This window comes from Novosphingobium sp. ERN07, from assembly GCF_012641335.1.
In the GTDB taxonomy this organism is placed as follows: Bacteria; Pseudomonadota; Alphaproteobacteria; order Sphingomonadales; family Sphingomonadaceae; genus Novosphingobium.
In genome coordinates, this window is the sequence record NZ_JABAID010000009.1 from 21,709 (window position 1) to 34,029 (window position 12,321).

10 protein-coding genes are annotated in these 12,321 nt (G+C 58.4%); 7 read left to right on the forward strand and 3 right to left on the reverse strand.

The window, feature by feature from the left end; genetic code table 11:
- Positions 1–51: 51 nt before the first annotated feature.
- Positions 52–1,896, reverse strand: coding sequence for a hypothetical protein (locus HGI47_RS13100; RefSeq protein WP_168853221.1), 1,845 nt, complete (start codon positions 1,894–1,896; stop codon positions 52–54).
- Complete coding sequence (locus HGI47_RS13105) at positions 1,889–2,224, reverse strand: hypothetical protein (RefSeq protein WP_168853222.1); 336 nt, start codon at positions 2,222–2,224, stop codon at positions 1,889–1,891. The genes HGI47_RS13100 and HGI47_RS13105 overlap by 8 nt, the downstream gene beginning before the upstream one ends.
- A gap of 157 nt (positions 2,225–2,381) precedes the next feature.
- Between HGI47_RS13105 and HGI47_RS13110 the strand changes: the two genes are divergently transcribed.
- Positions 2,382–3,128 (forward strand): hypothetical protein, encoded by a 747-nt coding sequence (locus HGI47_RS13110; RefSeq protein WP_168853223.1) that lies wholly within the window; start codon positions 2,382–2,384, stop codon positions 3,126–3,128.
- 801 nt (positions 3,129–3,929) lie between these two features.
- On the opposite strand, the gene HGI47_RS13120 is transcribed toward HGI47_RS13110, so the two are convergent.
- Positions 3,930–5,888, reverse strand: a complete 1,959-nt coding sequence (locus HGI47_RS13120; RefSeq protein WP_206066188.1) for a bifunctional diguanylate cyclase/phosphodiesterase — start codon at positions 5,886–5,888, stop codon at positions 3,930–3,932.
- A 509-nt stretch (positions 5,889–6,397) separates the two neighbouring features.
- Here HGI47_RS13120 and rpsL point away from each other — a divergent pair.
- The 6 genes from rpsL (at position 6,398) to rplC (ending at position 12,321) form a co-directional block, all read left to right on the forward strand.
- Positions 6,398–6,769 carry a 30S ribosomal protein S12 gene (gene rpsL, locus HGI47_RS13125; protein ID WP_011444902.1) on the forward strand — a complete coding sequence of 124 codons (372 nt, stop codon included), beginning with the start codon at positions 6,398–6,400 and terminating at the stop codon, positions 6,767–6,769.
- A gap of 140 nt (positions 6,770–6,909) precedes the next feature.
- A complete protein-coding gene (rpsG, locus tag HGI47_RS13130) occupies positions 6,910–7,380 on the forward strand; it encodes a 30S ribosomal protein S7 (protein ID WP_039334380.1) in 471 nt (156 codons plus the stop codon).
- Positions 7,381–7,464: 84 nt separating this feature from the next.
- On the forward strand, positions 7,465–9,537 hold the full coding sequence (fusA, locus tag HGI47_RS13135; protein WP_168853225.1) for an elongation factor G: 2,073 nt from the start codon (positions 7,465–7,467) through the stop codon (positions 9,535–9,537).
- A gap of 91 nt (positions 9,538–9,628) precedes the next feature.
- On the forward strand, positions 9,629–10,819 hold the full coding sequence (gene tuf, locus HGI47_RS13140) for an elongation factor Tu (RefSeq protein WP_168853226.1): 1,191 nt from the start codon (positions 9,629–9,631) through the stop codon (positions 10,817–10,819).
- Positions 10,820–10,989: 170 nt separating this feature from the next.
- Positions 10,990–11,301, forward strand: coding sequence for a 30S ribosomal protein S10 (gene rpsJ / locus HGI47_RS13145; protein ID WP_091146544.1), 312 nt, complete (start codon positions 10,990–10,992; stop codon positions 11,299–11,301).
- A gap of 264 nt (positions 11,302–11,565) precedes the next feature.
- Positions 11,566–12,321: a 50S ribosomal protein L3 gene (gene rplC, locus HGI47_RS13150; protein ID WP_168853227.1), complete on the forward strand. Its 756-nt coding sequence runs from the start codon at positions 11,566–11,568 to the stop codon at positions 12,319–12,321.

The window sequence follows — 12,321 nt, forward strand, 5'->3', positions numbered from 1 at the left end:
GGGTCGCGCTCCCGGTCGGCGCGTTGCTAAACCTGAAGCTCTCAAATAGCCTCACCAACTCTTGTTGATCGCCTTTTCCTCAAGCCATACGAAAGGGCCATCCGATGGCCATTGCCAGTCTGGCTCGTCCGAACCCAGCCCGATGAAGTCCCAAATCTTGTTGCCGTATCGCGCCGAAGCCTGAAAACTCAGTTTATCGCTCGTCACGGTATTCTTCTGCGCCTTCATCGAATCGCCGTCGAAGCCTGCCGCCCAGACGTAGGTGATGCCGCTGCTCGCTTCGCCTTCAACGATGATGTAGCAGGAAACGGCGGCGGCTTCGCCCGAACCCTTTACGCTCATCGAAAACTTGCCGACAGCATTGAAGTCCGCTGCACCCGTGCCATCGGTAATGTTGTATCCGATCTTTGCACTGCCCGCGATCTTGCCTTCGATCGTCAATGTCAGCGATGCCACCCATTCATGCAGCACTTTGGCCTGAAGCGTGATGGACGGGGTGAGCGAGACGGTCGCGACCGTAAGATCCACACCAAGTTGCCACCTACGCCGATACCCTGCGAGATAATACGTGCCGGACTTCTTTGGGGCGGTTTGCTCCGCCCAGAACCGCGCATAGTTGCGGCCCACCAACAGGACGACCGAAGCCTTCAGGCCAAACGTCAGGGTTACGGGTATGCCAACCTTGGCCCCGTTCTCCAGAAGCCAGACAATCCGATTGATCAGATCCAGCCCGGTTTCCAAAGTCTCCTGCACGTCCTTGAGCATCTTGCTCAGATTGGCGGAATCGACGAGGCTCTTGCCGTTCCGGCTCAACTTGATCGATAGCGTGCCGTCGTTCGTCAGGCTTTTCAGCTTGTCGCCTTTGGCCTTGAACGAATCCGCCACACTTTTCGGCAAGGCCGTCGAATCGTATCGCTTCATGTCGGCGTCGATAGAGCCGCTGAAGGGGCCGCCATCATACGTGATCTCGGACGACGATCCGCCTACCTTGCTTTCGATCTTGCCGTACAGAAGCTCGTCGTTCTTGCGAACGGTGGATACCGAGCTCGATGATTCCAGCTTCTTCACGCTGCTCGTGACGCTTCTGGAATCGCTGCTCAATCGCGTGCCATCGCGATAGACCTTGCCGTGCATCACCGATGCGCCGAATTCCAGCTTGAAGCCCTGGCCCCAGTTGAATTCACCGACCCATTCGTCAGCGATCACCAGCCGCGCCACCCCGGACAGCGATTTGGTCCGCTCTCCCGCTGCCGGAAACCCGCAACTATCGGCGGAGAAGACGACCTCTTCCTGCTGGCCAAAGATGAAGTCCGAGAACTTCGTGCCGCCGAAAATCGCCTTCACGAAATTGACCGCCGTCCATTCCTGCGTGCCGACCGCCAGTTCCTTCGCCTTGGGATCGGCGTCCTTCTGGTCGCCCGCCTTGCATTCAGGAGTGCGTTTGAAAACGGGATGCGCGCCGCACTGCGCCTTCATCTGTGCAGAGAACACCGCGCTGGACTTGGCGCTACCCTTTGTGGTTGTAAGCTCCGACGTTCGGGCCTGGCCGTTGCCTGATCCCACCTTGTCGCTCATCGTCGTGGCCGGCACGATCTGCACGATCACCACCGCGTGGCTGCGCAGCAGATCGTTCATCTCATCGTCGATCCCGGCAACAGGCCCTGCAGCGGCTTGCTGCTGAGCGCCGGTCACCGTCACGCTGCCTTTGGTATCCGATAGCGAAAGCGTCACGGATTTAACGTCGCACGGCACCAGCTTGGCCCGCATTTCGGGCGACAGGGGCGGAGTGCCACCGCTGATCGTCGCACCCGGCGCCTTTGCCCGCAGCGGACACGCCTGAACCGTGCCACCGGCCTTGGCGCTCGTGCTCATCGTCGAAGGCGGCACACTAGCCATCACGTACTCCCAGGTGCAGGCATTCAAGCTGAAACACCTTCAATTGCCCCTCGCGCGAAGATGCCAGTATCGCCTGCGCTTCCTCGCCCATCAGCCAGTCGTCGCCGCGCAGCAACCGCACGCGCGCAAACCGGGCCACATCGTCTTCGCTCTCTATGCCAAAGCGCCGCGCAATCGTGAGTGACTGACCGCACCATTCGGGCGGAGTATGGTCAAAAGGCTGGCGCAGTTCCGGCTGGCCCGAAAGCCATGCCGCCAGTCTGCGCGAATAATGCTGGTCTGCCTCAAGGGAATAGGCGTCGAAAGCAGGCGCTGAAATCGTGATCATCGCGGCTTCCCTCCAGCACGCCCGAATAAAAACCGCTGAAATAAAAACCGATTGAATGGTGCCGTCAATCACGATTCGATTTCCATGCGGCTTTACAATGCACAACCACCATGAGAACCACCGGCCCCTGCCGCAAAAATAGAGGCGCGCTTTTCACATGCCCCATACCATGTACTGGCTTGACGTTGATTGTGATCGCACCGGCCTGGATGTCTTCATCAACGGCATCCCGGCAGAGCGCCTGTTGCGCAGCCACGGCGGTCGCCTGCCGATCAACGAATTTCTTCAGCCGGGCCACAACCGGGTAGAACTGCGCCGCGGCCTCTGGCCCTCGTCAAAGGACGATGCCGAAGGCGGTGAGGGCAGCCTGAAGCTGACCGAAATCCGCTACGCCAATGCCACCAAACTCGATGAGCGGACCCTTTTTGAAACCGCCATGCCCTTCGATGCCAGTCCGCCGCGCGCAACCCTCGTCACCGCCCAGTTCACTGCCGCAGAAGCACCGGCCCCGCCACCCACTTTCGGTTTCGATCCCATCGGCCCCGCAGAGCGGGAACGCATTCTTGATCGGCTGGAACAGGTCGCCGGTTTCTGGCGAACCGGCAACGTCGCCGCCATTCTCGAATGGATGCGCCCCTACCTGAATGATTACGTGCGCAGCTACCCGCTGGAAAGCGCAGAGGCGATGGAAAGCCGCGTGCGCCGCATGGCCGAAGCCTTCGCCCGCGATGTGCCAGAATTTGACCGCACCAGCACCCTGATCGACCCGCTCCCCGGCACCCCCTTCGCAGACTGCCTAAGCCCCCGCGGCGCCGCCGTCCGCGTCCGCCGCTCTCAAGGGCCGGACTACGACATGTGGGCCGTCGTCGGAATCAAGGGCGGCGAAGTCGTACTGGTGAGATAAGACCCAAGGCCCAGAAGCCGCCCACCCAAGCCCGCCACAAAAACGCCCATCGGCAAGTGAGAGGGACACCCCTTGAACGCCGCTCCCGCAAGCGGGAGCGGCACTCCCTGAACTCCCCTCCCGCTCGCGGGAGGGGCTGGGGGAGGGCATGTAAAACCCAACCCCACACCCAACCCCAACACCAAAGAAAGAAGCCCAAAATGCGAGGGTCACAACCCTCGCGCTCCCGGGAGTCGGAGTAAGCCACACCGGCCGCAATCACCCAACCCTCGTCATTGCGAGGAGCCGCAAGGCGACGAAGCAATCCAGAGTCGCGCAAGACTGCACTGGATTGCTTCGCTCCGCTCGCAATGACGAGCTAATCGTGCGCACTCGTGGGCCTCGAACTGCTGGTCGGCACCGACATCATCGGCACCATCACCTCGCCCCAGACCCAAACCGCTCCCCCGCAAAGCCGATAGCCTCATCATCTTCACTCCGACGCCCAAGTCCCGCTCCCCCGCGAAGGCGGGGGCCTCAGTCGTCTTAAGCCGACGCCCCAGCGCCCCCGAACCCCTCGCCACAACCGCCCCGATCCGCACCTTCCTCAGCTTCGCGCTGGAGACCGAAATCGAAGGCTGCTGGCCTTGGCAGAGGCGGCAGCGGAGGGATGAGGCGCCTGAAGGTGTACCGGCGATGCGGTGTATATGCGGACGGTCCTAAGTGGCCGGAATGCCTCAACAAGACTGCATCCGACCGAGCCTATAACGTCTCAATGCGCCAAAAAAGACATATATTAACATCCCTAATTATAGAAATCCGCTATAAAGAGGCAGTATTTGTCTTATTGATTGTTAAAGGTCTTCCGAAGTAATATCCCTGCCCATGAGTGCACCCAATATTTTCGACTAGTCTTAACTCTTCTTCTGTCTCGATTCCTTCAGCGGTAATATCCATGTTGAGACTCTTTGCTAATGCAGCAATAGCCTCTATTATTGCGACATTGCGACTCCCGACGGACGATGCGCCTCTCACGAAACTCTGATCAATTTTTATCCTATCAAATGGAGCATGGCGAAGGTAGCCAAGTGAAGAATAGCCCGTCCCGAAATCATCTAAAGTCATCATAACGCCCATAAACTTTAATTTCTGAAAAGTTTCGTCAGTTTTATCTCCATCGTATAGAAAAACACTCTCAGTAATTTCAAGATCGAGACGGTTAGGGCTTAGACCGGTCTCACGAATAATATTGGAAAGAAGAAGCGGGAGATCGGGGTTTACGAACTGGATGGGGGAAAGATTCACTGCTACGAACACATCTGATTTCCAGCTTGCCGCCATTCGACAAGCGTTTCGTAGAATCCATTCACCAATATCACCTATCATTCCAGTATCTTCAGCAATAGGGATAAATCTCGCTGGAGATACTTGGCCATATTCGGGATGATGCCATCTAATTAATGTCTCATATCCCACTATACTTCTGTCTTTTAGCGACACGACAGGCTGAAAGGCCAGTTGCAACCCATCATGTTTCAATGCGTCCCGGAGATCGCATTCCATCTGTCGCCGGTCCTCAACATCGGAATGTAGCTCCGGGGAAAAGGCGACGACCTCATTGCCTCCAGAGTTAAGAGCGGTCCGCAACGCCAGATCCGCATTTCGCTGAACTGCCTCTGGTGAAAATCCATGATCGGGTGCAATTGAGAATCCAATCTTCGGTGTCAGGGTGAGCGTATTTCCTGATATTTGAAACGGAGAATAGAAAGCTGAGAGAATATCTTGGCACCACAATTTTACATCAGATATTCCGTTGACGTCACGTATTATTACGTCAAAGTCTCCGCCGTCGAAACGTCCGACATAAGCAGAATTCCCTATCAATCGCCAAAGCCTGGTCTGCACCTCGCGAAAGAGAGTAAGCCTGTCTTCTCGGCTCAAATCTTGCACCATCCTGTGGGCATCGAAGGCATTGACATATATCAAAGCAACTCTCGCTAGGCGTCCGTCAGGTCCAAGCATGGCGTTTGCAAGTATGCGGTACGAAATATCGGGACTTGCTCTAGTATCTAACTGATGTAGTAGGCCTCCAATCTGCTGAATCTGCAGAGAATTACTGCTTTGAAGCACAATTAATTGATCGACTTTCGAATCTACGCCGATTAAGCGCTCATCAACAGCATTAATGCTTGATTGGAGATATTTTGCAGATCGTTCTAATAAATCATTGCTTTTTGCGATTTCACTAATCTGACTTACAATCAGTAACTTCGCGAAAGCAGAATTTTCTATTATCTCTTTGGATAATTCATTACGATATCTTTTTAGCCACGACGGACTTCCGTCGGGTGCCTCTTTGACGAGTAGCGTTTGAAAGTGAATTGGCATAGGACCCGCGATTTTTTCAAACCACTCGACCAGAGTTTTGGAAAGTTGATTGCAATCAACTGTGTTCTTACTAATCGTAATGCTCGCAAGTAACGGGCGAACCGAGTCTGCGAGGTGTACGGTGACATCTGTTCGAAGTGCGGTTAGCTCAGCTTCAGCAGAGATTTGGAGGGATTGAACGAAAAGCCGGTCACGCAGATTTGTTGATTGCGATGACAAAGTCTCGACGTAGCTCAGGATGCTCCGTGAAAACGCGCCGTGTACTGCTTGCATGATGGTGTCGGCGCTGCTGTCATTTGAAGCGCCAGACAAGTGGCGGAACCCAGCAGAAACAAAGCGAAGTGACCTCACGACAAGTGCATCCGCTCGGTTGCCGATGATCCCGGTGGCCATTGTACTTACCGTGGCTGCCGTTGCCACTTCCGCCAGCGCGCCTGCGAGTGCAGCGGTTATAATGTCAACCAAAGGTGTGCCCCCGTCTCGTGCGTAACGTGTGCTCCCATTATGCTTTAAGTACCCTTTTGTGTTGACGCTAGCCTCATGTTCCATAAGGCACGAACTCGTGCGAGCCGTTGGGAATCGTTCCAGGCTATGGCAGCATTTCTTATCAATAAGGCACCTTGGGCAGTCTTGACCCCACCCCCAAACCCGCCTAAGGGCGCGTCTTTCCACAGGTGCGGCCTCGCTGCGTCCGTGGCTAGAGCTGAACATTGCCGGTGCGTCTGGGTCTCTCAGGTAATCCGTCAAAGTAACCCGGTGATGAAAGTTGCGGGTGGAGCGTTTCGGTTCGTGATTGCGTTGGGAAGGGGCCATTCGGCCAGCCTTCCCGCTCTGCGCATTTGCGGTGCCCGCATCCCTTCACCTTCGGCCAGAAGCGCCAGAACTACAGGTGAAGTTTTCACATGCCCACAATCAACCAGTTGGTCCGCAAGGGCCGCGAACCGCAGAAGGCCAAGTCCAAGGTCCCTGCGATGGAGCAGAACCCGCAGAAGCGCGGCGTTTGCACCCGCGTTTACACGACCACCCCGAAGAAGCCGAACTCGGCTCTCCGCAAGGTCGCCAAGATCCGCCTGACCAACAGCCGCGAAGTCATTTCGTACATTCCGGGTGAAGGCCACAACCTGCAGGAGCACTCGGTCGTGCTCATCCGCGGCGGCCGCGTCCGCGACCTTCCCGGCGTTCGCTACCACGTCCTGCGCGGCGTGCTCGATACGCAGGGCGTCAAGGACCGCAAGCAGTCCCGCTCGAAGTACGGCGCCAAGCGTCCGAAGTAAGGTTTAGCGAGGCCCGGCTCCGGCCCGCTCCCCCTCCCGGCTACCCTACGAGGTAGCATCTGGGTGGCCGGGAGGGGGAGCGGGCCGGAGCCGCAAGGTGGACCCGGATGGGGCCACCGCACTCCGAAGGAGTATAGAGTATGTCACGTCGTCGTCGTCCGGAAAAGCGGGTCATCCTGCCCGATCCGAAGTTCGGTGATCAGGTTCTGTCGAAGTTCATGAACAATCTCATGCTCGATGGTAAGAAGTCGGTTGCCGAAAGCATCGTCTATGGTGCGCTCGAAACCATGCAGACCCGTGCGAAGGCTGACCCGGTTCAGCTTTTCCACGATGCGCTGAACAACGTTCGCCCGCAGATCGAAGTGCGCTCGCGCCGCGTCGGTGGTGCCACCTATCAGGTTCCGGTCGAAGTTCGCCCCGAACGTGCGCAGGCTCTGGCCATCCGCTGGCTGATCACGGCTGCGCGCAACCGCTCGGAAACCACGATGGCTGCGCGCCTGTCGGCTGAACTGCTCGATGCCGCCAACAACCGTGGCAATGCCGTGAAGAAGCGCGAAGACACCCACCGCATGGCCGACGCGAACCGCGCGTTCAGCCACTACCGCTGGTAAGTGTCGTCCGTCTTTAAACGGTCACATTGGTAACCATATGGGCGGGGCCTTCCCGGCTCCCCCATACTTCCAAGGAAACGCATCATGGCACGCAGCCATCCGCTCGAGCGCTACCGTAACTTCGGCATCATGGCGCACATCGACGCCGGTAAGACGACGACGACCGAGCGCATCCTTTACTATACCGGCAAGTCCTACAAGATCGGTGAAGTCCACGATGGCGCCGCCACGATGGACTGGATGGAACAGGAACAGGAACGCGGCATCACGATCACGTCGGCCGCCACCACCTGCTTCTGGAACGACCACCGCCTGAACATCATCGACACCCCCGGCCACGTCGACTTCACCATCGAAGTCGAACGCTCGCTGCGCGTGTTGGACGGCGCTGTCGCCGCCTTCGACGGCGTCGCCGGCGTCGAACCCCAGTCCGAAACAGTGTGGCGCCAGGCGGACAAATACAACGTCCCCCGCATGTGCTTCATCAACAAGCTCGACCGCACGGGCGCGAACTTCAAGTACTGCGTCCAGACGATCATCGACCGTCTCGGCGCGACGCCTGCGGTGCTCTATCTGCCCATCGGCGCGGAAAGCGACTTCAAGGGCCTGGTCGATCTGGTCGAACAGCGCGCGATCATCTGGAAGGATGAATCGCTCGGTGCCGAATTCTTTTACGAAGAAATCCCGGCCGACATGGTGGACGAAGCTGCCGACTATCGCTCGAAGCTGGTCGAACTCGCCGTCGAGCAGGACGACGAGGCGATGGAAGCCTATCTGGAAGGCAACGAGCCTGATGTGGCGACGCTCAAGAAGCTGATCCGCAAGGGCACGCTGGGCCAAGCGTTCGTGCCTGTGCTGTGCGGTTCGGCGTTCAAGAACAAGGGCGTTCAGGCGCTGCTCGACGCGGTGGTGGACTATCTGCCTTCGCCGCTCGACATCGAAGACGTGCAGGGCATCAACCCCGACACGGACGAGCCTGACAGCCGCCCGACGGCTGACGATGCGCCGTTCTCGGCGCTGGCGTTCAAGATCATGAACGACCCGTTCGTCGGCTCCTTGACCTTCACTCGCATCTATTCGGGCACGCTCGTCAAGGGCAGCTACCTGAACTCGGTGAAGGACAAGAAGGAGAAGGTCGGCCGTATGCTGCTGATGCACTCCAACAACCGTGAGGACATCGACGCAGCCTACGCTGGCGACATCGTTGCCATCGCCGGTCTGAAGGAAACGACCACGGGCGATACCCTGTGTTCGGAAAAGGCGCCGATCATCCTTGAGCGCATGGAATTCCCCGAACCGGTCATCGAACTGTCGGTGGAACCCAAGACCAAGGCTGACCAGGAGAAGATGGGCATCGCGCTCAACCGGCTCTCGGCCGAAGACCCTTCGTTCCGCGTGTCGACCGACCACGAATCGGGCCAGACGATCATCAAGGGCATGGGCGAACTCCACCTCGAAATCCTTGTCGACCGCATGAAGCGCGAGTTCAAGGTCGAGGCGAACGTCGGTGCGCCGCAGGTGGCCTATCGCGAATACCTCGCCAAGCCGATCGATCTTGACCACACCCACAAGAAGCAGTCGGGCGGCACGGGCCAGTTCGGCCGCGTCAAGGTCAAGGTTACGCCGGGCGAGCGCGGTTCGGGCTTCGTCTTCAAGGACGAAATCAAGGGCGGTAACATTCCTAAGGAGTATATCCCCGCGATTGAAAAGGGCTTCCGTGAAACGGCAGCTACCGGATCGCTGATCGGCTTCCCGATCATCGACTTCGAAGTTCTGCTCTATGACGGCGCCTACCACGACGTCGACTCGTCGGCTCTGGCTTTCGAAATCTGTGCTCGCGGCGCCATGCGCGAAGCGGCCCAGAAGTCGGGGATCAAGCTGCTCGAACCGATCATGAAGGTCGAAGTGATCACGCCTGACGAATATCTCGGTGACGTGATTGGCGACATCAACTCCCGTCGTGGCCAGATCCAGGGCACCGACAGCCGCGGCAACGCCCAGGCCGTCGTGGCAATGGTCCCGCTGGCAAACATGTTCGGCTATGTGAACCAGCTCCGCTCGTTCACGCAGGGCCGCGCAAACTACTCGATGTTCTTCGACCACTATGACGAGGTTCCGGCTAACGTCGCGACCGAACTCAAGGCGAAGCTTGCATAAGAGCACGGATAGCATTAGGGGCGGCGCTCGATTCAGCGGGTGCCGTCCATTTCCCGCAGTATCTGCACACATTGAAAAGAAGGTTTGAACAATGGCCAAGGCTAAGTTTGAGCGGACCAAGCCGCACTGCAACATCGGCACCATCGGTCACGTCGACCACGGCAAGACCACGCTGACCGCCGCAATCACCAAGGTTCTCGCTGAGACCGGTGGCGCGACGTTCACGGACTACGCGAACATCGACAAGGCTCCTGAAGAGCGCGAACGCGGCATCACCATCTCGACCGCACACGTCGAGTACGAAACCGCCAACCGTCACTATGCGCACGTCGACTGCCCCGGTCACGCTGACTACGTGAAGAACATGATCACCGGTGCTGCCCAGATGGACGGCGCGATCCTGGTCGTGAACGCTGCTGACGGCCCGATGCCGCAGACCCGCGAACACATCCTGCTCGCTCGCCAGGTCGGCGTGCCTGCTCTGGTCGTGTACATGAACAAGGTCGATCAGGTCGACGACGAGGAAATCCTCGAACTGGTCGAACTCGAAGTTCGCGAACTGCTTTCGTCGTATGACTTCCCCGGCGACGATATTCCTATCGTCAAGGGTTCGGCTCTGGCCGCTCTCGAAGGCCGTGACGACAACATCGGTCGCGATTCGATCAACGCGCTTATGGCTGCTGTTGACGAATACATCCCGCAGCCGCCGCGTCCGACCGACAAGCCCTTCCTGATGCCGGTCGAAGACGTGTTCTCGATCTCGGGCCGCGGCACCGTGGTGACCGGCCGTATCGAAACCGGCGTCGTCAAGGTTGGCGAAGAAGTCGAAATCGTTGGTCTGAAGGACACCCAGAAGACCACCGTGACCGGCGTGGAAATGTTCCGCAAGCTGCTCGACCAGGGTGAAGCCGGCGACAACGTCGGTGCCCTGATCCGTGGCATCAAGCGTGAAGAAGTCGAGCGTGGCCAGGTTCTCTGCAAGCCCGGTTCGGTCAAGCCGCACACCGAGTTCTCGGCTGAAGTCTACGTGCTGTCGAAGGACGAAGGTGGCCGTCACACGCCGTTCTTCGCCAACTACCGCCCGCAGTTCTACTTCCGCACCACCGACGTGACCGGCGAAATCGTTCTCCCCGAAGGCACCGAAATGGTGATGCCGGGCGACAACATCACTCTGTCGGTCAAGCTGATCGCTCCGATCGCGATGGATCCGGGTCTGCGCTTCGCAATTCGCGAAGGCGGTCGTACCGTCGGTTCGGGGGTTGTCAGCACGATCGCGAAGTAATATAGGCCGCGCACCGGCGGGGAGATTCGCTCTTCCCGCCGGTCGGTTTTTTACTGACTGATCGCTTTTAGGCAGTCGGCCCGCTCTCCCCGAGCTTCAGGAAATGGGGTGGGGTAGAGGGCAGGTCGACTGACTTTTTTGTTTTTGCTCTTTCGCATCGGTAAACGGACATGGAAGCCCAGAATATCCGCATTCGCCTCAAGGCGTTCGATCATCGCGTTCTTGACCAGGCAACTGGAGAAATCGCGGACACCGCGCGTCGCACCGGCGCTCTTATCCGTGGCCCCATTCCGCTGCCGACGAAGATCGAAAAGTTCTGCGTCAACCGTGGACCGCACATCGACAAGAAGTCGCGTGAGCAGTTCGAAGTTCGCACCTACAAGCGCCTGCTCGACATCGTGCAGCCCAATGCGGCCACTGTCGATGCGCTGATGAAGCTGGACCTTGCGGCCGGCGTAAACGTCGAAATCAAGCTCGCGTAATCGCAGCGGATTTAACGACGCAAGTTTCGGATCTTCGGATCCACAATTCCTTCCGGTCCTGTAAACCGGTTTGGCGGACAGAAATCTCCGCCGTGACAAAGGGATACCTCCGGCATTCGTCCTGATGGGCATTGCCGGGCAAGCGTCCCCCGATGGTCACCGTTCTGGCGGTGGCATTCAGCCCGGTCGGGGGCGCGCTTCATACACGGGTTGAACACGCCTGTCGGGATGGGCCCGGCAGGCCTCTGTTATGGAGTATGAATCATGCGCACCGGCGTGATTGCGAAGAAGGTGGGGATGACCCGCCTTTTCCAGGAAGATGGGCGGCACGTGCCGGTCACTGTCCTGTCGCTTGAAAATTGCCAGGTGGTTTCGGTTCGCACTGAAGATCGTGACGGTTACGTCGCGGTTCAGCTCGGTGCAGGCGAAGCCAAGCAGAAGAACGTTGCCAAGCCGCAGCGCGAACACTTTGCCAAGGCTGAAGTTTCGCTGAAGATGGAAGTCGCCGAGTTCCGCGTCGCTGACGATGCGCTGCTCGATGTCGGCTCCACGATTGCCGCTTCGCACTTTGTCCCCGGCCAGTACGTGGACATCACCGGCAACACCCAAGGCAAGGGCTTTCAGGGCGCTATGAAGCGCTGGGGCTTCGGCGGTATGCGCGCCACCCACGGTGTTTCGATCTCGCACCGTGCCCACGGTTCGACCGGTAACCGCCAGGATCCGGGCCGCGTCTTCAAGAACAAGAAGATGGCCGGCCACATGGGCGACCGTCAGCGCACCCAGCAGAACCTCGAAGTCGTCCGCACTGATGATGAGCGTGGCCTGATCTTCGTGAAGGGTTCTGTGCCCGGTTCGAAGAACGCATGGCTGCTCGTGCGCGATGCCGTGAAGGTTTCGCGTCACGCTGAAGCGCCCTATCCCGCAGGCCTCAAGCAGGCCGCCAACAGCAATGACTCGGCTGCTGCCGACACGCCCGCAGATGTCGCGGCTGTCGAAGCGACCGAAGGTCAGGAGGGCTAA